Genomic DNA, 26,638 nt, shown 5'->3' with positions numbered 1-26,638 from the left:
CAATGACACGTGACATTTCCAAACTTGCCGAACGACTGATTGATGCGGCACGCAAGGCGGGAGCCGATGCGGCGGATGCGTTGGTCGTGGATGGCACATCTGTGTCCATCGACGTGCGCGAAGGCGCGTTGGAACACGCTGAGAGGGCCGAGGGCGTTGATCTTGGGCTGCGCGTAATCGTCGGGCAGAAGCAGGCCTGCGTCTCCGCCTCCGACACGCGCGACGAGACAATCACAACGGTGGCCGAACGGGCAGTCGCGATGGCCCGTATGGCCCCCGATGATCCCTATGCGGGGCTTGCCGATCCCGCGCAGCTTGCCACGGCTCGCGACAACGATCCGCTTGAACTTGCCGACCCGAGCGATGAACCGAGCCCCGACGCACTGAAAGCCGATGCGTTGGCCGCCGAGGCCGCCGCGCGCGGTGTGTCGGGTGTGTCGCAGGTGCAATCCGCTTCCGCCGCCTATGGTCGCCGCCGTCTGGCCATTGCCGCGAGTAACGGGTTCGCGGGAGCCTACGGGCGCACGGATCGCATGATCTCTTGTGTGGCGATTGCGGGCGAAGGGACGGGCATGGAACGCGACTACGCGGGCGAAAGCCGTGTGTTCCAAAGCGACCTGCCGAGTGCGGAAGAAATTGGAACGCTGGCGGGCACGCGGACGGTCGAGCGGATCGGCGCACGCAAACCCGCAACAGGCCGTTTTCCCGTGCTTTATGACGAGCGCGTGGCGGCCTCGTTGATTGGTCATCTGCTCTCGGCGATCAACGGATCGAGTGTTGCGCGCGGGTCAAGCTGGCTGCGCGATGCGCTGGATACGCAAGTGCTTCCCGAACATCTTTCCCTCATCGAAGACCCGCACCGCAAGCGCGTCACCGCCTCGCGCCTTTTCGATGTTGAGGGGCTACCGACGCAAAAGCGCGCGGTGGTGGATCAAGGTCGGCTTACGGGATGGACGCTCGATCTTGCGACCGCTCGGCAACTGGGCATGACCAGCACGGCCAACGCCTCCCGCTCGGTGTCCTCCAAACCCTCGCCATCGATATCGAATGTGGCTCTAACGCAGGGCGAGAAAAGCCGTGATGACCTCATCCGCGACATGGGGACGGGGCTTCTCGTTACCTCGATGATCGGCTCGACGATCAACCCGACCACCGGGGACTATTCGCGTGGAGCGAGCGGCTTTTGGGTCGAGAACGGCGAGATTGCCTACCCCGTCAACGAATGCACGATTGCGGGCAACCTGCGCGAAATGCTGATGCGGATCATCCCCGCCAACGATGCGCGGCAACACCTGAGTCGCGTGGTGCCCTCCCTGCTTGTCGAAGGAATGATGATTGCCGGAAGCTGACGATCTCTCGCTGTTGATCTCCGCTGCGCGTGAGGCGGGCGAGATCGCCAAGCGTTTCTTTCGCAAAGACCCGCAGGTTTGGGACAAGGGTGGCGATGACGGTCCCGTCACCGAGGCCGATTTCGCGGTAGACAGTTATCTCTCGGAAAGCCTGACCCGCGCGCGGCCCGATTACGGATGGCTCTCGGAAGAGACCGCCGACACGCCCGCGCGCCTTGAGCGCACCCGCTGTTTCATCGTCGATCCCATCGACGGCACCCGAAGCTTCATCCATGGCGACAAGAACTGGGCGCATTCACTCGCGGTTGTGGAGGACGGGCAGCCCGTGGCGGCGGTGGTTTACCTGCCGATGCGCGACCGCCTTTTTACCGCCGCGAAAGGCAAGGGCGCCTTTCTCAACGACGATCCCATCAAGGTCGGAGACCATGCGCAACCCGACGGCGCCCGCGTCCTGACCGCCCGCCCGAATCTCGCCGCGACGCATTGGATCGGCACCTGCCCCGAATTCGTCCACAAATTCCGCCCCTCGCTGGCCTACCGCCTCTCGCTGGTGGCACAGGGGCGTTACGACGCGATGATCTCACTGCGCAACACGTGGGAGTGGGATGTCGCGGCAGGCACCCTGATTGTGACGGAGGCGGGCGGCACAGTGACCGACCGCATCGGGAATGCGCCCGAATTCAACCGTCCCCGCCCCGCGATTGACGGAATGATCGCCGCCAACCCGCGGCTCACACGAGAGATTTTGGACCGACTTCGCCCGCTCTAGGGTCGGTTATGCGTAGTCGTCCATATCGTCGGCAACTGCCTGAACCATCTGCATCACGATGTCCGGATCGGCGGCATGAACGCGCGACCAGTTCGGGATGAAGGGTGTTTCCATGGGATTTTCGAGGAACACCTGACCCGCGCTCATGATGTTGGAAGCGAAGAGTTCCACCGTCTGTTCCTCGATATGGCGGTCCACGTGAAGCCCGTTCATCCGCGCGTCGTTGAAATAGGTTTCAATGAGATCGAGCGCATCACGATAGTATGTCGCCTTGATCGAGCGGAATATCTCCTCGGAGAAGACCATGCCATCGGCGGCAAGCTTGCGGTAGAGCGCCTTGCAAATGTCCACGGACATGCGCGACAGACCCGTTGAGGCATCCTCCGCGCTGAGGTCTTGGTGCTTGTGATCGTAACGGTCGGAGACCTCGACCTGACAAACGGCGCGCGGGCTGAGATTGCGCCATGCCTCGCTCAAAAGGCCGATTTCGAGACCCCAATCCGAGGGAATACGCATATCGGGCAGGATGGAGGTGCGCATCGCGAATTCGCCCGCGAGCGGGTAGCGGAAGTCGCCCAGAAAATCGAGATAGTCACGCGGGCCAAGCACCTTGCTCATGGCGTTGAGAATCGGGGAGACCAGAAGGCGCGAGACGCGGCCATTGAGCTTTCCATCCGCGACACGGGGATAGAACCCTTTCGACATCTGGTAGGGGAAATTCGGGTTGGTCACGGGATAGACCAGCCGCGCTAGCATATCCGCCGAATAGGTCACAACATCGCAATCATGCACAGCGACCACGGCGCTATCGGCGCGCGCAGTCGTATAGCCCATGCAGAACCAGACATTTCGCCCCTTTCCAGGTTCGGAGGGAGACAGCTCCAACTCCTTGAGACGCGCGTCCACCGCCTTGAGACGCGGCCCGTCGTTCCACAGAACGACATGATCCGCCTTTAGCTTGGAGAAGAACTGGCGCGCGTAGCGGTATTGCTCTTCGGTGGCGCGATCGAGACCGATGACAATACGGTGGAGGAAATCGACCTTGTTCAACTCGTCGATGATGTTGGGAAGCGCCTCACCCTCGAGCTCGGAGAAGAGCGACGGCAGAATAAGCGTGATCTTCCGTGACGCGGAAAAGGCTTTCAGTTCGAGGATCAAATCCTCCGCTGTGTTCTGGCGCAAGTTGTGGAGCGTTGCGACCTTTCCGCCCTGATGAAAGTCAGCCATGTGAGTTTTCCTTTCCATATACCGCGTCGATGGTCGCGTTTACTTCCTCGTTCCACCCCACTGGCCCTGCCGCATTCGAGCGGCGAACGTGGCCCGCGTCCTCACCTGAAAGGCGGGGAATTTGCGCGCCGTGGGGGTTCTTGATGATCACGCCATAGGTGGCAGCAGAGATCATCTCGACATCATTGGGCGCGTCTCCAAGAGCCAGATAGGCTGGTTTCGGGTCTAATCCAGCACAGATCTCTTCCATGCGATCCGCCTTCGTCGCGCCGAAAGAGAGCGTCAGAAACCGTCCGCCCATCCGCGCGTGGACGCCTTGCTCTTGCAAAGCTGCGACAAAGGCCGTGCGCGCCTCGACGTCTCCCGACCACAGCCCAGGCTCGGAAAAGTCGCGTCTCTTGGCATCTTGTGCCGCCACCGCAGACAGGCCCGTGACCTCACTCACTCGGTGCGCACTCATGTCGCCGAAGCCTTCGAATTTCTCGCGCAAATCACTCGGCAGCGATGTCAAAATCTCCCTGATCCGAGCATAATCGCCCCCCGCCTCGACGGCATCCGTCCCTGCGGACAGCACACCCGCGCCGTTCTCGACAATCGCGGGGCAATGCGCAAATCCCATCTCGGCGCGAAGGCCTGCAATCTCAATGGAGGTCTTTGAGCTGGCCAGAACGAGTGGAATGCCCAATGCCTTCATCCGTGACAGCGCGGGGATGGCAGGGCTCCATGAGTAATTCTCGTGGTCAAGCAGTGTTCCGTCGAGATCAGAGAAAACGACGAGGTTCGGAACTGTATCGACCATGAAATCCATACCCCATGATGCCGCCTCCCTACGCTGAGGAAAACAGCAGCCGACACCAAAGCGACGAAAAAAGAGCATGTTGCCTATTTTTTGTGCGTCAGCGCTGACGCCTGCTTGACCCCCCTTACCAGTGAGGTAGGGTGCAGGAAATTCCCATTGGAGGTGCCCATGGCCCAGCGACTTCACCTCGTTTTCGGCGGCGAACTCGTCGATCCCACCAAAACCGTGTTTCGCAATGTGGATGATATTCACATCGTGGGGATTTTCCCCAACTACGAATCGGCACACAACGCGTGGAAGGCCGAAGCACAGCGCACGGTCGACAATGCGCATATGCGGTACTTCATTGCCCATTTGCACCGCTTGCGGGACGAGGAAGCTCCAGCAAGCTCGACCGAAGAACTCGGCGAGTAAGGTCGGGGCCGCATGGCCAAACCTCTCCCACTTCGCTCCTATCTCGCGCTTCACGCCCGCTCCGAACAGCAGGCGACGCAGAAGTTGCGCCGTCTTGAGGCGGCGGGGTCGATCTCCTCGGAAGAGTTTCAACGCCGCCTCGCCCGCGAGCTTCCTGCGCGCCCAACGGGCGAGCTTATCTGGTTCCATGCTGCGACACAGGATGCCGCCGAGGCGGCACTTGGCCTTTTCAACGCCTTGCTTGAGGAGCGCCCCGATCTCACCTGCCTGCTTACCCATGCACACGGAGTATCGATCCGAAAGCCGCATGAAAGCGTGATTTCCCTACCCGCGCCCGAAGAGCCCGCGCGCGTGGTGAACCGCTTTCTCGATCACTATCGTCCTGATGTGTTGTGCTGGATCGGGGAGGCGTTCCGTCCCGCGCTTTTGTGGCACGCAGCCGAACGTGGCATTCCCTGCTTTGCGGTGGAGGTTGCGATTGGCGGCCCCACTCTGGATGTCACCGCTACGGTCCCTGGCCTTCGCACGCTGGCGCGACGCTGTTTTGATCGCGTGATGGCGGGCACGCCCCGCAGCGCAACGCGGTGGCAGGCTGCAGTGCTAAACACCACCCATGTCGAGACACTCGGTTTTCTGGAACAAAGCAGCCAAGGCGCGCCGCTTGATGAAGAACGATATAGCGCGGTCGCACAAGAGGTGGGGACGCGGCCCACGTGGTTCGCATGCGACATCACAAAAGGTGAGACGGTTCAGGTTCTTCGCGCCCACCGTGAGGCCATGCGACGCGCGCACCGTTTGCTACTGGTCGTGTCGCTCGCCGATGACGCCGCACGGACCGCCCTGCAGCGCGATGCGACGAATAGTCCGCTGCGTTGCACCACCTACGTGGAGGGTGGTGCGATCACCGAGGAGACACAGGTGCTCATCGTGCCCGCAGATGACGATCTTTCGATCTGGTTCCGCGCCGCACCCGTTGCGTTTCTCGGGGCCTCGCTTTCGAGTGATGGCGGATGCTGCCCTTTGCAAGCCGCCGCGCACGGCTCCGCAATTATTCACGGTCCAGACGTCTCCGATCACGCCGATGCATATGAGCGACTGTCGCGCGCGGGAGCCACGCGGGTGGTGCGGGGTGAGATCGACCTCGCGGCTGCCGTCCGCGACCTGCTTGCGCCCGATGCCGCCGCAAAGGCCGCAAACGCGGCTTGGGATGTGACCTCGGCGAGTGCGATGGTGACAGAGCACGTGACGGCGCTGCTACATGGTGCGCTCGATGATGCCGAAGGGGTTTAACGGATGAAAGAGCCACGTTTCTGGTCCAATCCACCCGATGCTCCTGGACTGGTGGCACGGCTCTTGTCCCCGCTTGGCGCTCTCTATGCACGTGGCACACAGAAGGCACTTGCGCAGGATGGGTTCCGCGCCGACGTGCCTGTGATTTGCGTGGGCAATATAAATGCGGGCGGCACGGGGAAAACGCCAACTGTGATCGCGCTCCTGCAACGTCTCATCGCGCGTGGCTATCACCCGCATGTGGTCTCTCGCGGCTACGGCGGGAGCCTCGACGGACCAGTGCAGGTCGATGAACAGCGGCATTCGGCAGTGCAGGTCGGGGATGAACCCCTTCTGATCGCCGCATTCGCACCTGTTTGGGTGGCCAAGCAACGCGCCGAAGGCGTGCGTTCGGCACAAGAAGCGGGGGCGGACATCATCGTCCTCGACGACGGGATGCAGAACGGCACGGTCAAAAAGGATGCGACGCTGGTTGTTGTCGATGCGGGCAAAGGTTTCGGCAACGGGCGAGTCATCCCCGCAGGACCGCTGCGCGAACCGATTGAAAGGGGCATGGCGCGGGCGGACGTGGTGATCTCCATCGGCTCTGATGCGGCCCAAAAACAATTTGGCGAGACATGGGGAGATGCGTTGACCGTGCCCCGTGCGCAGGCGCGGCTTGAACCGCTTCAAACGGGCATGGAGTGGGAAGGATTGCGCGTTCTGGCCTTCGCGGGCATCGGCCATCCCGAGAAGTTCTTTGGCACGCTCCGCTCGCTAGGGGCGGATCTGTTGCGCGCGGAGGCCTTGAAAGACCATCAGCCGCTGTCGCTCCAACTGATGAAACGCCTTGAGATCGAAGCCCTCGCACTACGCGCACATATGGTCACAACGGAGAAGGACGCCGTGCGCCTTCCTCGCGAGTTTCGTCAGAAGGTTGTCACCCTGCCCGTGCGTCTGGAATGCGAGGATTGGGGCCCGATCGACGCGGTGTTGCGCCAGATCGGGCTGGAGTAGGGTCGCAGTCGCGCCCTACAGGAGAGCGTCGAGAACGTCCTTGAGGTCGCTGTAGGACATGTTCGAATGGTTCTCACCATTGATCACGAGGCTCGGCGTGGAGTTGATGTTATCGGCATCAGCCTCGGCTTGTGACTTCTCAACCATAGCTTTCGCCATCTCGCCGTCATTCATGCAGGCATCAAGCTGCTCATCGGACAGACCAGCCGTCTTGCCAATCGTGCGAAGGTTTTCGACGATCTGCATCGCGTCGCGGCCTCCAGCGAGCCAGTCGCTTTGTTGCTCGTAAAGCAGGCCCTGAATGCCGAAGTAGCGCATATCACCACCGCACCGTGCGACCATCGCCGCCCAAAGCCCGAACTTGTCGAAGAAGATTTCGCGATAGACGAATTTCACCTTACCCGTGTCGATGTAGTCCGCCTTGAGGTTCTTGAACACGGCGCTGTGGAAATTGGCGCAATGCGGGCAGGTGTAGGAAGCGTATTCGATAAGCTCGATTGGCGCATCGGCATCGCCCAGAACGAGATCGGGAACGGTGGTCATCTCGGCGTCGCTCTCGGCGGCATCCTGAGCAAATGCGCTCAGGGTCGGCATCGCGGAAAGCCCGGCGGCGAGAGTCGTCGAGGCGAGAAAGCTGCGTCGGTTCATGGAACTACCTTTTGTCTTTCGTGCGTTTTGTGATGAGATTTGCACCGAGCGTTTCAAGCGCCTTGCGCAACCCTTCATCCGTTACGGTTTCGGTCATTTTATGGGCCTGTTCGGCCGCTTTGGGGTCGACTTCAAATCCGTCGTCCCGCTGTTTCGTCTCAAAAGAAACCCGCCCCTCGGAAAACCCCGTGGGCGCGGTTTGGGTCACTTTGATCCGCGCGATGGCATTATAGCCATAAACCGCATTCACGCGCTCGCGGATCTGGGGAAGCTGCGCCTGTAGAAGCGGCGCAAAAGCCCCCGTCGTCAGAAGCGTGAGGGTCGCGCCAAACCCGCCTTGGGCATAGGAAACCTTCACAGGACGGGCCATGGCGGCGGTATCATCGCCCACAACCTCCGACCAATGGGTCAACAGACGCGACTCAGAAAACCCGCGTGCCTCAACGGCTTCACGGATGCGCGATTGCAAAAGGCCAGAGGTTGCCTCGAACCCTTTCTTGCGTCGCGCTTTCATTTTCTGATTGTCCGTTGCTGCCACCACTGGCGTCCTCCTGATTGTGGGCTATTGTAGTAGACCGCGCCACGGGCGCCAGTCCAAAGCCCATGACGGGAGCTAAAGTTTGCGTGACAAGTTGAAACCTGAAGGCACCGCGCCGCGCCTGCTTGCGTGGTATGACACCCATGCCCGCACCCTCGCGTGGCGTGTCTCGCCCTCCGACCGCGCAAAGGGCGTCACCCCCGACCCTTACCGTGTCTGGCTGTCCGAGGTCATGTTGCAACAAACGACCGTAGCCGCCGTGACCGCCTATTTCGAGCGGTTCACAACGCTGTGGCCCAGCGTGCAAGACCTTGCCGCCGCAGAGGATTCGGACGTGATGGGCGAATGGGCGGGGCTTGGATATTACGCCCGCGCCCGCAATCTCCTCAAATGCGCGCGCGCGGTTGTGTCGGATCACGGCGCGGAATTTCCCCGTTCAAGAGAAGCGCTTTTGACCCTTCCAGGCATTGGGCCTTACACGGCGTCGGCCATTGCCGCGATTGCGTTCGATCATCCCGAAACGGTGGTGGATGGCAACGTGGAACGGGTCGTGTCCCGCCTGTTTCGGGTCGAAACCCCGCTGCCGAAATCCAAACCTGAATTGACCGCATTGGCAGGGGAGCTGACGCCCAAGAAACGCGCGGGTGACTACGCGCAAGCGGTGATGGACCTCGGCGCGACGATCTGCACCCCGCGATCGCCCGCCTGTGGCATCTGCCCGCTGTCGGCACTCTGCGTGGCACAGGCGGAGGGCGTGGCGGCGGAGTTGCCCCGCAAGGAGAAGAAGAAGCCGAAACCCGTGCGCCACGGCCATATCTATGTCGCACGCACGATTGCTGGCGCGTGGGTTCTGGAACGGCGCGAGGATCGCGGGTTGCTCGGCGGAATGCTCGGCTGGCCAGGCTCGGAGTGGAATGACGCCCCTGAACCGACCCCGCCGTTCCACGCCGCGTGGCAGGAGGTGGGCGAGGTGCGGCACACCTTCACGCACTTTCACCTGATCCTTCGTGTCCACAGGGCGGAAGACATCACCGATCCGCCCGAGACTGCGCAATTGGTCGGCGCAAACGCCTTTCGGCCCAGTGACCTGCCCACGGTGATGCGAAAGGCATTTGACCTAGCGCATTCCACGTTCGACACTCCGCACGCAGAATAGAGTAACAGGCGACGTGTAACTGAGGTATCGCGATGAATATGGCAGAGATCCGAACCCGTAACGCCCTACCCTTCTGGCTCTCTCTGGGCACTGTTCCTCTGCTATGGATGGGGGCTGTCTGGGGCGGGATATTGACGTTCTTGGTGCCGATCTACGCTTGGTATCTCTTCGCCGCGCTCGACGCTCTTTTCGGCCTGAACCGCGACAACGCCGACCCCGACACGGATGACCGCGCGCTGTTCTGGTATCGGTTGGTGACGCTGGTTTGGTTCCCGATCCAGTTCGTCAATATCTTCGGGCTGATTTACTACGTGACGCATACCGACCACCTGTCGGTGCTGGAACAAATCGTGCTGTTCTTCGGCCTCGGCGTGGCGTCGGGGACGATTGGTATCGTCTATGCCCACGAGCTTGTCCACCAGAGAAACAGGTTGGAGCGCTGGCTTGGCGATCTGCTGCTCGCAAGCGTCCTTTACGGGCATTTCCGCTCCGAACACCTGCTGGTCCATCACGTCTATGTAGGCACGCGGCGGGACGCGGTGACGGCGCTTTACAACGAGGGGTTCCACCGCTATTTCGCCCGTGTCCTGCGCGAATGTCCGCGTTCGGCGTGGCGGGCGGAGGCGGCGCTTCTGGCGCGGCGGGGGCTGTCGCCGTGGCATCCGCGCAACCCGCATTTCCGCTACTGGACCCTGCAAATCCTGATGCTCATCCTTGCCGTTCTGCTCGGTGGTGTAGCAGGGTTTTTCCTCTTTCTCTGGCAGGCCATCGTGGCCATCTGGCAGTTGGAACTCACGAATTATATTGAACATTATGGCCTGACACGCCGCCACCTCGGGGGCGGGAAATACGAGCATGTCAAACCCCACCATTCGTGGAACGCGGCGCATATGGCGACCAACTGGCTGCTCATCAATTTGCAGCGCCATTCGGACCACCACTACAAGCCAGACCGCCGTTTTCCGCTCCTGCAAAACTACGACGACAGCGAAGCGCCGCAGCTTCCCTACGGCTACACGCTCACCGCGTTGGTGGCCATGATCCCACCGCTCTGGCGGCGTCGGATGAACCCTCGGGTGCGAGCTTGGCGGGAGCAGTATTATCCCGACATCGAGGATTGGGACGATTACAAATACGGGCGCAACCCGCTTCCCGATTCCCCCTGATCCACCACCAAATTGCCGACAAAAAAGCCCCGCCTTTTGAGGGGCGGGGCATAAGGTGATGCCGTGGAAGTCAGACCACAGGCACCAGGCGGTAACTGGTGGTTATTGCTTAAAATTCGCTGTCGGATTTGCGTCGGATACCTGTCGGACATGCGTCGGGCACCTTGTCGGCCCCCGACATGTCGCAAAACGCAGGTGTCAGGTCATCTCCGAGCGGATCTGCTGACGCAGCACGTCGATGGAAACCCGCTTCCCGTCGCGCTTGAAGTTCCAGTAGGTCCAACCGTTGCACGAGGGCGCGCCCTCAAGATGGGCACCGACCTGATGGATCGACCCTTTGATGTCATCACCGACGAGCGTGCCATCGGCGCGAACGCGCGCTTTGTGGCGGCCGTTCATGGAATAAAGCTCCTCACCCGGACGCAGCATCCCGCGCTCGACCAACTGGCCGAAGGGCACGCGCGGCTCGGCGCGTTTGGAGGTGGTGACGGTCAGGGCTTCCTTGTCGAATTTGCGCACGGCGGCGATACGCTTCTCGGCGACCTTGCGATATTTCGCCTCGCGCTCGATGCCGATGAACTCGCGGCCAAGCATCTTGGCCACCGCACCTGTCGTGCCCGTGCCGAAGAAGGGATCAAGCACCACATCGCCAGGGTTGGTCGTGCCGACCAGAACACGATGCAGCAGGCTCGCAGGCTTTTGCGTCGGATGCGCCTTGTCGCCGTTCTCGTCCTTGAGACGCTCGCCACCGTTGCAGATCGGGAGCACCCAATCGGAGCGCATTTGAATGCCTTCATTGAGCGCCTTGAGCGCCTCGTAGTTGAAGGTGTATTTTGCTGCTTCGTTCTTCGACGCCCAGATCAGGGTCTCATGGGCGTTGGTGAAACGCTTGCCACGGAAGTTCGGCATCGGGTTCGACTTGCGCCAGACCACATCGTTGAGAATCCAGTAGCCCTGATTCTGCAACTCGGCACCGAGGCGGAAGACGTTGTGATAGGAACCGATCACCCAGATCGCGCCATTGGGCTTGAGCAGGCGACGAGCGGCCTTGAGCCATTCGCGGGTGAATTGGTCGTAAACTTTGAAACTGTCGAATTGGTCCCAAGCATCGTCAACCGCGTCCACCTTGGAATTGTCGGGACGGTGCAAATCGCCGCGCAATTGCAGGTTATAGGGCGGGTCGGCGAAAATCAGATCGACGGATGCTTCGGGAAGAGCGTTCATTTGCTCAATGCAGTCGCCGGATAGAATCTGGTTCAAGGGCAGCGCGGGCGCTGCCTTACGGGTCGTTGTTTTCATCTCTGCCTCATAATCGCGTCCCTTGTGGGACGTCGTTTTAACGCGCCATTTTTGACGTCATTTATGGCTCTAAAGATGAGTCATTGCTGATTCGTGGTCAATTTCTTTTTTGAATCAGTCACTTACAGATTTTGCTTGATACAAGATATTGTGTATCGGCTTGAAGGAACGTCTATGGTGTGGGGTCACACCAATATTTCGGAGTCCTTCCATGTGGGCTTTTGTGCCGTAACCCGCGTTCTTTTCCCATCCATATCCGGGATGCTGTTGCGCTAAATCCACCATCAGCCGATCGCGCCATGTTTTGGCAATGATCGAGGCCGCCGCAATCGACACCGAACGCGCGTCGCCTTTGACCACTGCTTCGGCATCAAGGCCGAAGGCGGCGGGGATTTTGTTGCCGTCCACGAGGACATAATCGGCGGGCGTTTTCAGCCCCGCCACGGCGCGCTCCATGGCGAGAAGGGAGGCTTGCAGGATGTTGATCTCGTCGATCTCCTCCACCGTTGCCTGCGCGATGGAGACATCGCCCACCTCCATGATCTGTTCATAGAGAACAAGGCGGCGTTTTTCGGTCAGCGCCTTGCTGTCGTTAAGGCCCTCGGGCACGGCATCCATCGGGAGCCAGACGGCTGCGGCGACCACGGGCCCCGCGAGCGGTCCACGCCCGACCTCGTCCACGCCTGCGATTCGGGAATAGCCACGCCGCGCGGCGGCTTCTTCGAAACTGGTGTCGGGAGTATATTTCGTCATGACCTCCGACAAATACGATTGCGCGCAGGGAGGCAAGAAAAAGGGGCGGAAGGCACGCATGAAACCCTCCGCCCTTAGTTAACGTGACACATGGGGACATGAGGTCACGTTTGGGGATGAACTCTGTGTTAGTGGCGACGGTCGGCCACCTGATAGCCAAAGCGCGACAGGCAACTCACATCGTAGGCATCGAGGGTGCGGCGATTGGAGCGCACGTCCACTTCACACCGCTGCGGCAGGGGCGTCTTCACGTTGCTTTTGTTCTGGAGGCAGGATTTGAGCGCGATATTGGAATCGGCGGCGCCACGGCGGTCGAGGGTCACAACGCAGACCTGCGGAATGTCGAAGGGAGAGGCCTTATGACCTTTTCCGTTGTTATGCGGCGCGTTGTAGACGGGTGCGGGTGCGGGCTTTGAAGAGCCTTCGATGGCCTTGCCGATCACGATCAGCGCAAGCAACCCGCCCAGCGCCGTGGCCACGCCTTTATCATCGGCGCGCGCAGGGGCAGCGGCGGCGGAGATGGCAAGGGAGAAAGCAATCAGTCCAGCGGTGAATTTCGTGGTTTTCATGAGTCGCATCCTATGTCTGTCTGTGGGTGCGCCGTGGGGCGACGCGGTGGATGCAACGGTTGTGGTGCGAGATGCTCAAATCGCTCAATATCATCCGCTTGTTAGGCGATAACGACGCGCAAAGGGCACTGTGTTATTGAATAGCAACGGCATTCAGGACAGGGTGTGCGCATGACACACACACATTTTCTCCCCGCGTTCATTGCAACGCTTTTGGTTATTGCGCTTCCCTTGGGGGCGCAGGCCGCCTGTTACGCCGAGTATAAGGCGAAGCGGGAGAATCCCCTCAAGCTGCATTATGGCGTTGCCGAGATTGCGCCCAATGCCTGCACTCCCGCAAAAGCCGCCGCCGCGCTTGCCCCACGACTGGCAAAAGACGGATGGATTCTCCTCACAATCGTCGGCATGATCGACGAGACGAAACTGGAAGCGGTGAAAGATAGTGCTGGCGCGTTTTACCTCAAATACTGAGAGCGGGCGGTCGGCGCGCGTCGTAGGATTCGGCATCGCGGCGATCGTGTTGATTCTCGCCGCAACGGCGGTCTTCCTCTTCGTCAACCTGCCCGATGCCAACGCGTTTAATGCGCGGGTCGAGCGGATCTTTGTCGAGAACGATCTGACCAGCAGGGCGGAGATCAAACTCCTCGAAATTCTCGCGCAATCGGGCACGGCCTTTTCCGACACTCTGGCGAGTTACCGCATGGTGATTTTCGTGTTGCTGGTTTTTGCGACCGCGCTGTTGATTGCCACGTTGGTGTTTGTCGTGACGATCATCGGGCTGGGTCGCCGAATGAGCGAGATCGAGCGGCAGGGGCTTCAGGTCTCCTCGCTGATGATCGCGCGTGCAGAGAACGCGGTCTACCTCAATGACATGGCGTTCAAACTGACCCCCGCCGCGATGGAGACGCTCGCCGTTCTGGCCGAGGCGCGAATCGACGGTGATATGCTGACGGGGTCGCAGATCGAGGCGATGATCTCGGGACGGTCCGAAGCCGATTGCGACGAGGCGGCGGGTGCGACACGGATCAAGCGGCTGCGCGATACGCTCGGCAACCAGATGGTCAGCGAGCTTCTGGTCAAGAACATCGCGCGTAAGGGCTATGTGCTTTCGGTCAGCAAGGACGTGATCGACATGCGCTAAGGCGCGGTGCGACTCACGGAATTAACCAAGACGCAGGCAGAGTACGGTCGTCCGAAGGTCTGCGCTGATTGACTAAAATTTTCACGATTTCCTCCCGCGCGGCGTGGTAAACGACCGCGGCAGCGATCCCTGTGCGATGCCCAGATCGCCCGACAGACACCCTTCCGAACATAGCTAACGGTCGCAAAAGACTACACCAATCGCGCCCGCGCGCAGGGTGCGGCGTGAGGCTGATCTCCCCATGCCTCGCCCAGCCTCGTCGTGCCGATCCGCTCAGGTGGACCCCACGGAAAGCCATCGCCGTTTACCATTTCATAAACGAGTGGCCCTAACACTCGACTCTATCAGGACGGTCCAGATCTGCGGGTGAAGCGCCGCGATTGGACAGGGCTGCGGGGTGGAGAATTTTCCCCGACACGGCCCGTTCGCGGGACAGATGACGACACGGAAAATCCGAAGGAGCACAGCATGACGAGAGCACAGCAACCGAATCCCTCCCCTGTTCTCGTCATTGACCGTGTGGTCCGCGAGGGTGCCCGCAATGTCTGAGCCCGCTCCCATCATCCTCATCGGCGCGGCGCGGTCAGGCACGAAGTTCCTGCGCGATGTGCTCGCCTCTGGGCGCGGCACCGCCGCCGTGCCCTATGATGTGAACTACGTCTGGCGCTATGGCGCGGAAGCAGCGCCCGACGACATCCTTGACCCCGCAACACTCACCGAGCCGCGCAAACGCTTCATCCGCAAGACCCTGCGCTCACTGGCCAAGGCCGCGCCCGACGACATTCTTATCGAGAAAACCGTGGCCAACACCCTGCGCGTGCCCTTTGTCGAGGCGGTCTTTCCGAACGCGCGCTATGTCCATCTCATTCGCGAAGGGCGCGATGTGACCGAAAGCGCGATGCGCCAGTGGCGCCAGTCGCCCGACTGGTCAGCGCTCCTGCGCAAGCTGCGGCAAATCCCGATCCGCAACCTCGGCTATGTCGCGTGGTTCGGTCTCAATCTGGTCAAAGGGCTGCTGTCGGGGCGTAAGGGTGGCAAGGTATGGGGGCCAAGGTTCCCAGACATCGACACCGCCGCCGTGACCGAACCACTGTCCAAGGTCTGCGCGCGGCAATGGCTGGCGTCCTATACGCAGGCCAGCCGCGATCTCGCACGGATCAACGGGGCCGAATCGCGCGTCTTCACCATTCGCTACGAGGATCTGATCCGCGATGACGCGGCGCTTGCGGCACTGATCGACCATCTCGACCTACCCGACAAGGGAACGATCATGGCGACCTACCGCGCGAAACTGCGACCCAGTTCGCGACGCACGACACAGGCCCTTCCGCCAGAGGATCAGACAACGATTGAAGCCGTTCTCGCCCCCACACTCACCAAACTGGGATATATGTCATGAGCTACTCCGCACCCATCTTCCGTTCCAATGTGGCGCATAAACCTATCCCGCAGATTCCTGTGGGCGACGCGCCGCTGTCCGTGCCCTTCTTCCGCCCGTCCATAGGTGAGGGGGAAGTCAGTGCCGTGGTCGAGAGCCTGCGCAGCGGATGGCTGACCACAGGCCCGCAAACGGCGCGGTTTGAAGCGGATTTTCGCACCCTTTTGGGGGGCGACGTCTATGCCATCGCGGTCAACTCGGCCACGGCGGCGTTGCATCTGGGACTGGAGGCGCTCGGCGTGCGGGCGGGGGACGAGGTGATCGTGCCAACCCTCACCTTCACCGCCACGGCGGAAGTGGTGCGCTATCTCGGCGCGACACCTATTTTCGTAGATATGGACCCCGCGACCTTCTGTTTGGACATGGATGCGGTGGCAGAAGCGATCACAGAACGGACCAAGGTGATCATGCCCGTGCATTTCGCGGGCCGTGCCTGTGACATGACGGCACTTCGCGCGCTGGCGGACGCGCACGGGTTGCGCATTCTTGATGACGCCGCCCATGCCCTGCCGACCCGTCACCAAGGACACCTGATCGGCAGCATTGAAGCGGGCGCGGATGTCACCGCCTTCAGCTTCTACGCGAACAAGACGATGACCACGGGCGAAGGCGGGATGCTCGTGACCGCCGATGACGAGATGGCGGCACGGGTGCGCAAGATGCGCCTGCACGGGATTGACCGTGATGTCTTCGACAGGTTCACGAACATCAGGGCGGGCTGGGCCTATGACGTGGTCGAAGCGGGCTACAAATACAACATGACCGATCTGGCCGCCTCCATCGGGCGGGTCCAGCTCAAGCGCATCGACGACTTCCACGCCGCGCGGAAACGGATCGCGGCGCTCTACGATACGGCGCTGTCCGATCTGCCGCTTGTCCTGCCGCCACATGCCGCGCGGGGCGACGAACATTCGTGGCACCTCTATATCGTCCAACTGGGCGAGGACGCGCCCGTGACACGCGACCAGTTTATCCAATGCTTGCAGGAAAGCGGGGTGGCCACCTCCGTCCATTATCGCCCTCTACATCAAATGACCTACTGGCGCCCGATGGCACGGGGGCGGCGCTTCCCTGCCGCCGACGCCTATTTCCGCAATTGCGTCAGCCTACCGATGTTCATGGGGATGAGCGCAGCGGAGCAATCTCGCGTGATCGAGGTCGTGCGCGGAGCCTTGGGCCAATGAAACGCGCCATCGACATTGCACTGGCCGCAACGGCGCTGATCTTCGTGAGTCCGATTCTCATGATCGCGGCGATTGGCGTGCGGCTGTCGTCCAAGGGACCGATCCTCTATCGCGCCAAGCGGGTGGGGAAAGGTGGTGTGCCCTTCGACATGCTGAAGTTCCGCACCATGCATGTCGGTACGAGGGGCCCCGTCATCACCGCTCAGGGCGATGCCCGTATTTTCCCCTTCGGCGCCTTCCTGAGAAAGTCGAAGATCGACGAATTGCCGCAATTTTGGAACGTGCTCATGGGCGATATCTCGGTGGTCGGACCGCGCCCCGAAGACCCCGCCATTGTGGCCGATCACTACAGCGACTGGATGATGGAGACGCTCGCCGTGCGGCCAGGCATCACCAGTCCTGGTGCGATTTACTACTACCTGTGCGGAGAGGCGTTAATCGACCCTAAAGCTCCCGAAAAGAGCTATGTTGAGCATCTCCTGCCCGCCAAACTCGCGGTTGATCGGGCCTATCTGAAACGGGCGAACGTGGCGAGCGATCTTGTGGTCGTTCTACACACGGCGCTGGCAATCATCGGCCCCGCCATCGGCCTCAAGGCGCGCCCCCTCGCCCGTGACATCGCGGCGGCGGAACGCTGGGCGCCCGCAACATTCGGAGCGGCGGAATGAAGATATTGCTCACCCACCGCTACTTCGCTCCCGACAGTTCGCCCTATGGCGTCATCCTTCGCCAGATTGGCGTGGAGCTGGCCGCCCACGGGCATGAAGTGGAGGTCTTCACCACGCAGCCCGCCGCGCGCGCGCCCATGCCGAGCCGCGAGGATCTTGGAGGCATGGTCATCCGTCGGATACGGGTGCTGGACGAGACCTCGCGCAGTCCATTCCTACGCGCGGTGAATGCGGCGATCTATTGCGTCGCGCTCTTCTTCCACACCCTGCTCTCCCGTGCCGATGTGGTCACGGCGGGCACCTTCCCACCTGTCGTGGCCGCATGGTGCGCCAGTGCCGCCGCCCGCCTTCGTGGGGCGCGGTTCATCTACCATGTGCAGGACATTCACCCTGAGGTTTCGAACTATTCAGGCGGACGTTTGGGGCGCGGCCTGCCCGCGCGCCTCCTGCGCGCACTCGACAACCAATCGCTGCGCCGTGCGGAGGCGATTGTCACCCTGTCGGAAGATATGGCCTATACGCTGCGCGCGCGGGAAATCGGGCCGCTGCCGATTCATGTCATGAACAACCCGCCGCTCGATACCGATGGCGAGCCTGTCCCCGCGCCTGAGGAACTGGTCAAACCCGAAGGCAAAACGCGGGTGATTTTCGCGGGAAACCTCGGACGGTTCCAGAATCTCCCGCTGCTCACGGAGGGGGTTGCGAAGTGCTTCAACGCCAATCCCGACCTTGAGTTGATGTTCCTCGGTGACGGGATGGCGCGTGATGATCTCATGGCCCGTTGGGGCAATCATCCGCAAGTGCGCTTTGCCGATTTCCTGCCCTTTGAACAGGCCCGCGAGATCATCGCGGGGGCGGATATCGGATTGGTTTCGCTCGCGCCGAACATCTACCGAGTGGCCTACCCGTCGAAAGTGGCGACCTATGCCGATTTGGGGCTGCGTGTTCTGGCACTGGTCGAACCCGAAAGCCGGCTTGCCCGCGCTCTGGAACGCGACGGGACAGGTGCCGTACCGACCGCACCCACGGCTGCCGCCATCGCCAAGGCGCTTGATGCGCTGCTCACCACGGGGGCGAAACCGTACAGACACCCGCTCCCCACATCCACGCCCATCTCATGGCCCGCGCTTCTCGACAGCCTGACCGACAGCGACGCGCAGGGCTTTGAGCCCATTGGAGGATAGCCACATGCTTCTCATCTGCTGCGGAATGCCGCGCTCGGGCTCGACCCTTCAGTTCAACATCGCGTGGAAAACCGCCAGGGCGGCGCGAACGGGCGACCGCGTTGCATGGCGCAGCTCGGACGACTGGGCGCATTCCGATGCCGAGCTGGCCCGCTTGGAAGCCGCGCCCGAACTGCATGTGATCAAAATGCACTTTCCCCCCGACAACCTCCGCCGCCTCGCGGAGACGGGCGGACGAGTGCGGTTTCTCTACGTCCACCGCGATCTCCTTGATGTCGTCTATTCCATGAAAACGAAATTCGACTTCTCCATCTCGCGCGCTTTGGATCGCGTCGGGCAGGCTCTCGACGCCGAGGACTGGCTGCTCAGTCGCCCCTCCGAACATGTGCTGGTGCAGGACTATACGCTTTTGCTTAACGACCTGCCCGAAGCGGTTCGCCAGATCGCCACTTTCTCTGACGCGCCTTTGAGCGAGACCACCGTGGAGGAGATCAGCCGCAGCCTCTCCATCGACTCAGCCTACGAAAAATCGCGCCGCAAGACGCCGAAGTTCGAACACCTGCGCCGCAAGATCAATCGCGCAATGGGGCGGAAAATCGCCTTTGCCGACGACGAATTGATGCTGCATCCCAACCACGTCTCCGAACACCGTGGGCAAGTCGGGATCGGCCGCGCCAAGCTCTCGCCCGCCGAGATCACGACAATCGAGAATGCCTTTGGCACACGCATTTCAGGGCCCCGCCATGTCGGATAGCCCCCTGCACATGCACCGCTTCGTCCGCCCCGAGGCCGAAACCTGCGAACACATCGGCGCGGGAGCGGTCTATTGGTCGAAAGGACCGGACATCCTGCGCAGCGACACGATTGACGGACCTTGCAGACGCGTGGCCCGCCTGCCCCGTCCGTTGTTCCGCCGCGCCCTTGCCATGACACGTCTGGGACGGCGGCTGGCCCGCGAAACCTTCTACAACGTGATGCCGCTGTCGGACGGGAGCCTGTTCTACACCTACGCACGCGAGGCGGGTTTCATCACGCGTGACGGGGCCATCCGACCGCTCCGTGGACTAGCGCGGGCGCATCGTGTCCTGCGGGGCGGGGCGAGCGTCATGCCCGACGACAGCGTGGTATTCGGCGAGTATTTCGACAACCCCCAGCGCGACGCCGTCCGCATCTACCGCGCCACACCTCAGGACGCACACGCCACGGAAATCTATCGTTTTGGCCAAGGTGAAGTGCGACACATCCATTCGGTGCGCCGCGATCCCTTCACAAGGCGCACGATAGTCTGCACAGGCGACCTCGCACATGAGTGCCGTATTCTCTCCTTCGCCCCCGATTTCTCTGACTGCACCGCGCTAGGTGAGGGCAGCGAGGACTGGCGCACGATCAGCCCGCAGTTCTCCGCCAAAGCGATCTACTTCGGCACCGACGCGCAATTCGCGCCGAACCGACTGCTGCGCTTTGACCGCGCGACAAAGGCCCTCACGACCCTCGCGGAGGTCAACGGGCCCGTGTTCTATTCCGCCGCGGTCAAGGGCGGGTGGGTGTTTGCCACCACGGCGGAGCTTTGCCCCAGTCAGACATCCCCGCACGCGAGCCTCTACCACCTCGAAGCGGCCACGGAGGAGGTGCGCACCATCGCGTCCTTTCGCAAGGACTGCCTGCCGAACCGCTATTTCCAACACGGCATTCTGAACCTGCCAATCATGGAGAGATTGCAAAACCGCGTACCGATCTCGGGTGTCGCGCTCAAAGGGTTCGACGCGACTTTCAGGGTGCTTGAACATGGCTGAGAGCATGGCACATATCTCCCCCGTCACGCTGCCTTCCGTCATCTCGGTCGACCGTTTGCGCGCATGGTGGGTGGCTGCGGCGTCCTTTGGCTACGCATTTTTCGAAGTGCTGTCCCGCGACCCGCATATCGGCACATTCGCCAATTACGCAGGCATCCTTTCGGGGTTCGTCTTTGCCATCTCCTATGTGATTGCGCATCCGCAAATGGTGCGGGTTCGTCGCACCGAACTGATGGTTCTCGCGTTTCTTCTGCTTGCGCTCCCTATGGCGCTCGGACAGGCGCAAAACCCGTTGGACATCGCGGGCAACCTCATGCGGGCGCTCTTCCTCTTACTCGCGGTGGTGTTCTGGCGCACCCATAGCATTGATCTCGCGCAGGTGATCCATCACCTCTATCGCGCGCTTTGGGTCGTAGTCGTCGCTGTCGTCGCCTTTATCATTCTTGCGCGCGCAAGCGGGATGACCATGCCCGCCGCCCACCATGTTCCCGCGATCATTTTCCTCTTCTCCATCGCCCTGTTCAAAGGGCGTCGTTTGCCCGTCTTCGCGCTGTTGGTCATGGCGATTATCACGGGAAAGGAAGCCACGTATCTCGCGCTCCTGAGTGTGACGGGCGCCTACCTGCTCCTGCGGCAACGGCTGATTATCGGGCTTCTAGTGCTGGCCCTTGTCGGTGTCTTTGCCGTCGCTCCCGTCAACCCGATCATCTATGGCCTCAACGCTCTGGGCGGGAACTTTGCGCGTCTGGCCGATTTCCTGACCTCGCTGACGACGGGCCATTTTGATGACGAGCTGCTCACGCAGATCACCTCGAACCGCTACCTCGAGTATCTCTCCGTATTTCAGGACTGGCGTGATCAGGGCGTTCCCTATTTCGGGCGGGGGCTTGGCGCGACCGTGCTGGTGGAAGTCGGCTGGGCAAATGAATGGATCGAGCGCTCGACACTGCACAACAGCTTTCTGGTGATCTTTCACACCACGGGCGTCTTCGGCGCGGCCTTCGCGATGCACTACGTGATTTCCCCGCTATGGCGCATTCGCAAACAGGCGCCAGAGATCACGTTGGTTTGCGTCGGTTGCGTCGTCTACGCGCTGTTTTCCAACACGATGCTCCAGGCCCCGACACTCGTATTCAGCCTCGCATTAGCCAAACGGATTTCGGAGAGGATGGACCTCGCCACGCCTAAGAGGAGGCTGAAATGGTGATCCCGAAGAAGATTGTATTCGTCATCGGACAGGAAAGCTCAGGCAGTCGTCTGGTGGCCAAGGCCTGCGCCGCCTCGCTGGGGATAGTCGGTTTCGACGACTGGAACGCGATCGGCTGGACCCATGGTGCGGATGCGTCTGTCTGCCACCGCTCGTTGCCTTTCGGAACGCCGCCGCGCTTTCCCGATATCGGACGGTGGCTGTCGAAATACGGTGACGGGAACGAGCTGTTCTTCGTCATCACGACCCGCGACGTGACGCTCTCCGACCTGTCCAAGGTGGAGACGTTCGGCAAGTCCGCAGATCAGGTCGCCGCCGAGCGCGAGAAGGTGCGCGCCACGATCGGCGAGGTGATGGCGTCGGGGCATCCCTACAGGTTCGTGTCCTATGAGACATTGATGCTGCTCGGCGAGGCCTATTGGTCGGAGCTTTATGACGCGCTTGGCATCCCCCCTGCCGCGCGCGTCTTCCCCGAACTCAAGGACGCTAACCGGAAGCGCATCCACGAGATGATCGGCGACATCACCGCGCCGCCACGTCCCGCCATGCGAGCCAAGCGCCATATCCGTGGCACAGCGCGGCGGGCACTGGATTGGATCAAGGGCGAGGCCGATTGAGCCCGCAGGCATGAGAGACACGATGAACGCCAAACAAATCGCCACGAAAGCGGCTGGTTCGGGATCAGGGCTGTTACTGGCCTCGCTTGCCAGCTTTCTGGCGAGCGCACTCCTGTCCCGCCTCTTGTCTCCCGACGAATTCAGCGCGGTGGTCATAGCGCTGACCACGGCACTGATCGCCTCACAAATCGCGCAACTGGGGCTGATGAGAGCGGGCACCCGATTGGTGGCCGACCGCCGTGCAACGGGTAATCTCGGCGACCTCAAAGCCTTCGTGATCTTTGCCGCCACCGCCGTGACGGGTGCCTCGATTTTGACCGCCGGCATTGTCGGTGCGGCCCTGTCTGACGGGGGCACCACGCCACGCGAAGGTGTTATGGCGGCGTTTCTAATCTGGCCCTTCGCCATGTCGCGACTGGCGTCTGGGATCATGCTGGGCCACCGAAGGTCGTTTGCTGGGGCATTCTTTCAAAGCGGGCTGCCACATGCGGGCATTCTCTTCGCGACCGCAATCGCAGCCCTTACCCTCGGCACGGGGCTAAACACACAGATCGAGGTCATCGTCATTGGCGGGGCCTATACAATGGCGGTTGCGGGGCTTCTTCTCACGCTGCCTTGTCTCGCCGATCTGCGCCATGTGCGTGCGGCAACGCCCACGCCGCTCCCTTGGCTAGCAATGTCCCTGCCGCTCATGCTGGTCGGCACGATGCAGATTGCCAACCGCCACGCCAGCGTCCTGATCATTGGTGCAGTAGGTGAGATTGGCGACGTGGCGCGGTTCTATCCCGCGTTCCGTATCAGCGAGTTGGCCACCTTCGGCCTGATCGCCGTCAATGCCGCCATCGCACCGCGCATCGCGGAGGCCTATGGCATGGGCGACCTGCGAGGACTTCAGCACATCATGCGCAAGGCGGCTCACCTGTCGCTCGGTGCAACCGCCCTTTTCGTCATCGCGCTTTTCGCGCTGCATGGTCCGCTCTTCGGCCTCTTCGGCGGGATCGCGAATGAAGGGCGCGGCGTCCTTATGATCCTCTTGGTCGGGCAGGTGATCAACGCTGCGACGGGATCGGTGGGCATTTTGATGGCCATGACATGTCAGGAACGATTCGCCGCCACAACTTCCGCCGTGATGACCGCCCTGCACCTGTCCAGCCAGCCGCTCCTCGTCGCGCATTACGGGATTGAGGGCGCCGCAATCGGAATCGCCGCGGCCTCGATTGCGTGGAATTGCATCCTTCTCCATCGCGCGATTGGGACGCTTGGCATCAATCCGACGGTGCTTGCGCGCGACAGGCCGCGCCCTATCGGAACGGAACTTCCTGCGCACCGAAAGGGCGCGTGACAATTGGATTTTCAATGGCGTCGACATGGTGCAAAATCGCGCGTATTGCTCTGCTATAAATGGTCAAACGGGAGTTGATGATGGCTGGATTTCTATCTCGGTTCTTTGGGAAAAAGTCGACGCCCGAACCCGTCATCGCGGTCGAACCGCAGCACCTTTCGGTGCCCAAACCCGTAGCCGCAATCGGCGACATTCACGGATGTGCGACGCTTGCCGAAAAACTGGTCACACGCCTGCAAACCGACCACCCGAATGCACAGCTTCTATTTGTCGGTGACTACATTGATCGCGGCGACGAAAGCCGGCAGGTCATTGAAATGCTGATGGGGATGCCTGACGCGATCTGCTTGTTAGGCAACCACGAACGGATGCTTCTCGACTTTCTCGACGCGCCCGAAGAACGCGGCGGTCGGTGGCTGCGCAATGGCGGGCTGCAAACCGTGGCCAGCTACTCGGTCGCGGGCACGCAAACCGAACTGACGAAAATGCGCGACGCTCTGGCGCTCGCCATGGGAGATGCGGTGATCAACTGGCTGATCGAGCGCCCCCTCTACTCGAAACACGGCAACCTCTATGCGATCCACGCGGGTGCTGATCCAACGCGGCCAATCGAGGAACAGGGGGAAAAACCACTCATTTGGGGCCACCCCCAATTTCGCAAACAGCCCCGCACCGACGGTCATTGGGTCGTTCACGGACACACGATTGTCGAGCAACCCACATCGGAAGGCGCGCGCGTCAGCATCGACACAGGCGCCTACGCCACGGGCACATTAACCGCGGCCGTTTTCGATGGCGTTAACCTTGAATTCGTTCAATCGCGATACTGATAGGATCACTGGATTCGGCGCCTCAACCGATTGATGTTTTTCGCCGACCTGATACAACCGCGGCACTCGTTTTGCGTAACAAGAGGATTTATCAAGTGGCTGAACAGGCAAAAGAATTCGACGACGAAATTGATCTGTTGGCACTCCTTGGGACGCTGTGGCGCGGCAAATTCCTGATCCTGTCCTTGACCGTCGCCGCCACGATCCTCGGCATCGCATATTCGCTTTTTGTTGCGACACCGACCTACACCTCGTCAACCACGCTGGCCATTCAAGACAAAGGTGGGCCAGTCGTTGATATTGAGTCCGTTGTGTCGGGCGTATCGTCCGAAAGCGAGAGCCTGAACACCGAGGTCGAAGTCCTCAAATCGCGCACATTGCTTGAACGCCTTGCCACGCAACTCGATCTGACGTCTGACCCCGAATTCAACCCCGCGCTGCGTCCCGAGCCACTGATTTCGGTGGGCAAACTCGTTAAGCTTGTCACGGGACGCGAAGACAGGCAGCCCTCCGAACAAGAGGTGATGAACCGCGTCGTTGAGAACCTCCAACGCAAGATTTCAGCGACAGTGCGGCGCAACACCTTTGTCATTGCCATTTCGGTGACGACAGAAGACCCCGTGAAATCGCGGGAGATCGTAAACACGCTGGCCAAGCTTTATCTGGAAGGCCAGATTGAGGTTAAGTTCGAAACCCTTGATGATGCAGTCACTTGGCTTTCCACACGCGTTGTGGAATTGGAAGCCGAGTTGGAAGAGCGCAACGAGGCGCTCAAGGCCCGCACGTCAGAGGCCGATTACGTAAACGCCGAGGGTCTTTTCGCGCTGAACCAACAGGTGCGTGAGATGCGTGAGCGGCTGATTGGCGAGCGGCTGGATGCAGATCGTGCCGCATCGCAATATTCCACTTTGAAAGCCGTCGCTGAGTCGGGCGACGTCACCTCTATTCTGGAGCTTACGCAGGATCCGACACTGAACCGTCTGGCGCAGTCCGCGCCTGATGCAGCGATGCTTGCCGACGACAGTGCGTTCTCCGCGCGGCTTTCGGTTCTGCTTGAGCGTCAGCAGAAAGAAGCAGAACGCGCGCGCACGCAGGTGGCGGCACTGGAAGAGGCCATCGCCTCGATGGAAATACGCGTCGACGAGCAGGCCACGGAACTGGCAACGCTCCAACAACTCCAACGTGAGATCGACACGACTTCGGTGCTTTACGACACTTTCCTGACCCGCCTTAAGGAAACCACCATTCAGCAAGGTATCCAGCAAGCCGATGCGCGCGTTCTCTCGCCCGCCATCGACGGCAAGCAGGTCTCTCCACGAGTCGCCATGATCGCGGCTTTGTCTCTGGTGCTCGGCTTTCTGATCGGCGCGGCGCTTGTGCTGATCCGCGAAATGCGCGCGAACGGGTTCCGCAACGCGGAAGAATTGCAGGAAAGCACGGGCCTTCAGGTCATCGGCCAGATCCCGCTTTTCCCCCTCGGCAAACGCGGCGACCTGATCCAGTATATCAAGGAAAAGCCGACCTCCCCCGCCGTCGAAGCCGTGCGAAATCTGCGCACATCCATTTTGTTGTCGAATGTCGACAACCCGCCGCAGGTCATCATGTCCACGTCTACGATTCCGGGAGAAGGGAAAACTACGCAGGCCATCTCCTTGGTTCAAAACCTTTCGGGAATGGGCAAAAAGGTGCTCCTCATTGAGGGCGATATCCGACGTCGCACGCTCGACGAATATTTCAAGGCAGATGCACCGGAGCACGGCCTTTTGTCGGTGATTTCGGGTGACGCCGACCTCGAAGACGCGGTCGTAAAGAGCGATCGTATTGGTGCGGATGTTCTGATGGGACAGCAAACCCACATCAACGCCGCCGATGTATTCTCGTCCGAGAAGTTCATCGCCTTCCTGAAACGCGTGCGCGAGATTTACGACTACATCATCATCGACACGCCCCCTGTTCTGGTCGTTCCCGATGCGCGTGTTATTGGCCAGCATTGCGACGCGATCATGTATACCGTGAAGTGGGACAGCACCACCAAGCCGCAAGTTCTTGCCGCACTGCGCGAGTTGGCCGCAGTCAACCTTGAACCTACAGGCCTCGTATTGTCGCAAATTGACCCCAAGGGGATCAAAAAATATGGCTACGGTGAATCCTATGGCGCCTATTCGAGTTACGGTAGCGGGTACTACGACGCCTAAGCGCGCCCGCCTCACAGCCCAAAAACAAAAGCGCCCGCAAGCCTATTGCTGCGGGCGCTTTTCTTG

27 protein-coding genes are annotated in these 26,638 nt (G+C 60.9%); 20 read left to right on the top strand and 7 right to left on the bottom strand.

Translation table 11 applies throughout. From position 1 onward, the window contains the following. Positions 1 to 2 precede the first annotated feature (2 nt). Positions 3 to 1,349: a TldD/PmbA family protein gene (locus ACN0SC_RS13620; RefSeq protein ID WP_417250226.1), complete on the top strand. Its 1,347-nt coding sequence runs from the start codon at positions 3 to 5 to the stop codon at positions 1,347 to 1,349. Continuing rightward, positions 1,336 to 2,118, top strand: a complete 783-nt coding sequence (locus ACN0SC_RS13615) for an inositol monophosphatase family protein (RefSeq protein WP_417250225.1) — start codon at positions 1,336 to 1,338, stop codon at positions 2,116 to 2,118. Before ACN0SC_RS13620 ends, ACN0SC_RS13615 begins: the two co-directional genes overlap by 14 nt. A gap of 6 nt (positions 2,119 to 2,124) precedes the next feature. Here ACN0SC_RS13615 and ACN0SC_RS13610 read toward each other — a convergent pair whose 3' ends face one another. Next, on the bottom strand, positions 2,125 to 3,345 hold the full coding sequence (locus ACN0SC_RS13610; protein ID WP_417250224.1) for a glycosyl transferase: 1,221 nt from the start codon (positions 3,343 to 3,345) through the stop codon (positions 2,125 to 2,127). Beyond that, a complete protein-coding gene (locus tag ACN0SC_RS13605) occupies positions 3,338 to 4,144 on the bottom strand; it encodes an HAD-IIB family hydrolase (protein WP_417250223.1) in 807 nt (268 codons plus the stop codon). The genes ACN0SC_RS13610 and ACN0SC_RS13605 overlap by 8 nt, the downstream gene beginning before the upstream one ends. Before the next feature lie 168 nt (positions 4,145 to 4,312). Between ACN0SC_RS13605 and ACN0SC_RS13600 the strand changes: the two genes are divergently transcribed. From ACN0SC_RS13600 to lpxK, 3 genes are read left to right on the top strand one after another with little or no spacing between them, the layout of a single operon-like run. Beyond that, a complete protein-coding gene (locus ACN0SC_RS13600; protein ID WP_417250222.1) occupies positions 4,313 to 4,558 on the top strand; it encodes a DUF4170 domain-containing protein in 246 nt (81 codons plus the stop codon). A gap of 12 nt (positions 4,559 to 4,570) precedes the next feature. Next, complete coding sequence (locus ACN0SC_RS13595) at positions 4,571 to 5,848, top strand: 3-deoxy-D-manno-octulosonic acid transferase (RefSeq protein ID WP_417250221.1); 1,278 nt, start codon at positions 4,571 to 4,573, stop codon at positions 5,846 to 5,848. A gap of 3 nt (positions 5,849 to 5,851) precedes the next feature. Next, positions 5,852 to 6,844, top strand: coding sequence for a tetraacyldisaccharide 4'-kinase (lpxK, locus tag ACN0SC_RS13590; RefSeq protein WP_417250220.1), 993 nt, complete (start codon positions 5,852 to 5,854; stop codon positions 6,842 to 6,844). A 15-nt stretch (positions 6,845 to 6,859) separates the two neighbouring features. Here lpxK and ACN0SC_RS13585 read toward each other — a convergent pair whose 3' ends face one another. Both ACN0SC_RS13585 and ACN0SC_RS13580 read right to left on the bottom strand, forming a co-directional pair. After that, a complete protein-coding gene (locus tag ACN0SC_RS13585; RefSeq protein ID WP_417250219.1) occupies positions 6,860 to 7,492 on the bottom strand; it encodes a DsbA family protein in 633 nt (210 codons plus the stop codon). A gap of 4 nt (positions 7,493 to 7,496) precedes the next feature. Further along, a complete protein-coding gene (locus ACN0SC_RS13580) occupies positions 7,497 to 8,033 on the bottom strand; it encodes a DUF721 domain-containing protein (RefSeq protein WP_417250218.1) in 537 nt (178 codons plus the stop codon). Positions 8,034 to 8,112: 79 nt separating this feature from the next. On the opposite strand from ACN0SC_RS13580, the gene mutY reads away from it, so the two are divergent. Further along, positions 8,113 to 9,186, top strand: a complete 1,074-nt coding sequence (gene mutY / locus ACN0SC_RS13575) for an A/G-specific adenine glycosylase (protein WP_417250217.1) — start codon at positions 8,113 to 8,115, stop codon at positions 9,184 to 9,186. Between the two features lie 32 nt (positions 9,187 to 9,218). After that, the gene (locus ACN0SC_RS13570; RefSeq protein WP_417250216.1) at positions 9,219 to 10,352 is read left to right on the top strand and encodes an alkane 1-monooxygenase; all 1,134 of its coding nucleotides are present in this window, start codon (positions 9,219 to 9,221) and stop codon (positions 10,350 to 10,352) included. Between the two features lie 198 nt (positions 10,353 to 10,550). Here ACN0SC_RS13570 and ACN0SC_RS13565 read toward each other — a convergent pair whose 3' ends face one another. The 3 genes from ACN0SC_RS13565 to ACN0SC_RS13555 all read right to left on the bottom strand — a co-directional run bounded on the left by ACN0SC_RS13565 (position 10,551) and on the right by ACN0SC_RS13555 (position 12,973). Further along, on the bottom strand, positions 10,551 to 11,651 hold the full coding sequence (locus ACN0SC_RS13565) for a site-specific DNA-methyltransferase (protein WP_417250215.1): 1,101 nt from the start codon (positions 11,649 to 11,651) through the stop codon (positions 10,551 to 10,553). A gap of 114 nt (positions 11,652 to 11,765) precedes the next feature. Then, positions 11,766 to 12,404, bottom strand: a complete 639-nt coding sequence (locus ACN0SC_RS13560; protein WP_417250214.1) for a ribonuclease HII — start codon at positions 12,402 to 12,404, stop codon at positions 11,766 to 11,768. A gap of 128 nt (positions 12,405 to 12,532) precedes the next feature. Continuing rightward, complete coding sequence (locus ACN0SC_RS13555; protein WP_417250213.1) at positions 12,533 to 12,973, bottom strand: hypothetical protein; 441 nt, start codon at positions 12,971 to 12,973, stop codon at positions 12,533 to 12,535. A 171-nt stretch (positions 12,974 to 13,144) separates the two neighbouring features. Here ACN0SC_RS13555 and ACN0SC_RS13550 point away from each other — a divergent pair, with 171 nt between their 5' ends. The 13 genes from ACN0SC_RS13550 to ACN0SC_RS13490 all read left to right on the top strand — a co-directional run bounded on the left by ACN0SC_RS13550 (position 13,145) and on the right by ACN0SC_RS13490 (position 26,572). Further along, positions 13,145 to 13,444 carry a hypothetical protein gene (locus tag ACN0SC_RS13550; protein ID WP_417250212.1) on the top strand — a complete coding sequence of 100 codons (300 nt, stop codon included), beginning with the start codon at positions 13,145 to 13,147 and terminating at the stop codon, positions 13,442 to 13,444. After that, on the top strand, positions 13,416 to 14,114 hold the full coding sequence (locus ACN0SC_RS13545) for a winged helix-turn-helix domain-containing protein (protein ID WP_417250211.1): 699 nt from the start codon (positions 13,416 to 13,418) through the stop codon (positions 14,112 to 14,114). Before ACN0SC_RS13550 ends, ACN0SC_RS13545 begins: the two co-directional genes overlap by 29 nt. A 541-nt stretch (positions 14,115 to 14,655) precedes the next feature. Beyond that, entirely contained in the window at positions 14,656 to 15,513 is an 858-nt protein-coding gene (locus ACN0SC_RS13540; RefSeq protein ID WP_417250210.1) for a sulfotransferase family protein, read from the top strand. After that, positions 15,510 to 16,736: a DegT/DnrJ/EryC1/StrS family aminotransferase gene (locus ACN0SC_RS13535; RefSeq protein ID WP_417250209.1), complete on the top strand. Its 1,227-nt coding sequence runs from the start codon at positions 15,510 to 15,512 to the stop codon at positions 16,734 to 16,736. Before ACN0SC_RS13540 ends, ACN0SC_RS13535 begins: the two co-directional genes overlap by 4 nt. Next, complete coding sequence (locus tag ACN0SC_RS13530; protein WP_417250208.1) at positions 16,733 to 17,404, top strand: sugar transferase; 672 nt, start codon at positions 16,733 to 16,735, stop codon at positions 17,402 to 17,404. The genes ACN0SC_RS13535 and ACN0SC_RS13530 overlap by 4 nt, the downstream gene beginning before the upstream one ends. Continuing rightward, on the top strand, positions 17,401 to 18,588 hold the full coding sequence (locus ACN0SC_RS13525; protein WP_417250207.1) for a glycosyltransferase family 4 protein: 1,188 nt from the start codon (positions 17,401 to 17,403) through the stop codon (positions 18,586 to 18,588). The genes ACN0SC_RS13530 and ACN0SC_RS13525 overlap by 4 nt, the downstream gene beginning before the upstream one ends. Positions 18,589 to 18,592: 4 nt before the next feature. Then, entirely contained in the window at positions 18,593 to 19,342 is a 750-nt protein-coding gene (locus ACN0SC_RS13520) for a sulfotransferase domain-containing protein (protein WP_417250206.1), read from the top strand. Next, positions 19,332 to 20,381, top strand: coding sequence for a hypothetical protein (locus tag ACN0SC_RS13515; RefSeq protein ID WP_417250205.1), 1,050 nt, complete (start codon positions 19,332 to 19,334; stop codon positions 20,379 to 20,381). Before ACN0SC_RS13520 ends, ACN0SC_RS13515 begins: the two co-directional genes overlap by 11 nt. Then, positions 20,374 to 21,588, top strand: a complete 1,215-nt coding sequence (locus tag ACN0SC_RS13510; protein ID WP_417250204.1) for a hypothetical protein — start codon at positions 20,374 to 20,376, stop codon at positions 21,586 to 21,588. The genes ACN0SC_RS13515 and ACN0SC_RS13510 overlap by 8 nt, the downstream gene beginning before the upstream one ends. Continuing rightward, a complete protein-coding gene (locus tag ACN0SC_RS13505; RefSeq protein WP_417250203.1) occupies positions 21,582 to 22,205 on the top strand; it encodes a hypothetical protein in 624 nt (207 codons plus the stop codon). Before ACN0SC_RS13510 ends, ACN0SC_RS13505 begins: the two co-directional genes overlap by 7 nt. Positions 22,206 to 22,227: 22 nt before the next feature. After that, positions 22,228 to 23,547 carry a lipopolysaccharide biosynthesis protein gene (locus ACN0SC_RS13500; RefSeq protein WP_417250202.1) on the top strand — a complete coding sequence of 440 codons (1,320 nt, stop codon included), beginning with the start codon at positions 22,228 to 22,230 and terminating at the stop codon, positions 23,545 to 23,547. Positions 23,548 to 23,627: 80 nt separating this feature from the next. Next, positions 23,628 to 24,377 carry a metallophosphoesterase gene (locus ACN0SC_RS13495; protein ID WP_417250201.1) on the top strand — a complete coding sequence of 250 codons (750 nt, stop codon included), beginning with the start codon at positions 23,628 to 23,630 and terminating at the stop codon, positions 24,375 to 24,377. A 95-nt stretch (positions 24,378 to 24,472) separates the two neighbouring features. Continuing rightward, entirely contained in the window at positions 24,473 to 26,572 is a 2,100-nt protein-coding gene (locus ACN0SC_RS13490) for a GumC family protein (protein ID WP_417250200.1), read from the top strand. Positions 26,573 to 26,638: the final 66 nt, after the last annotated feature.

Origin of the sequence: Celeribacter sp. (assembly GCF_048261515.1) — a bacterium.
Classification (GTDB): domain Bacteria; phylum Pseudomonadota; class Alphaproteobacteria; order Rhodobacterales; family Rhodobacteraceae; genus Celeribacter.
Note: the sequence above shows the minus strand (reverse complement) of the source record. Positions and strands in the feature narration are given on the sequence as shown.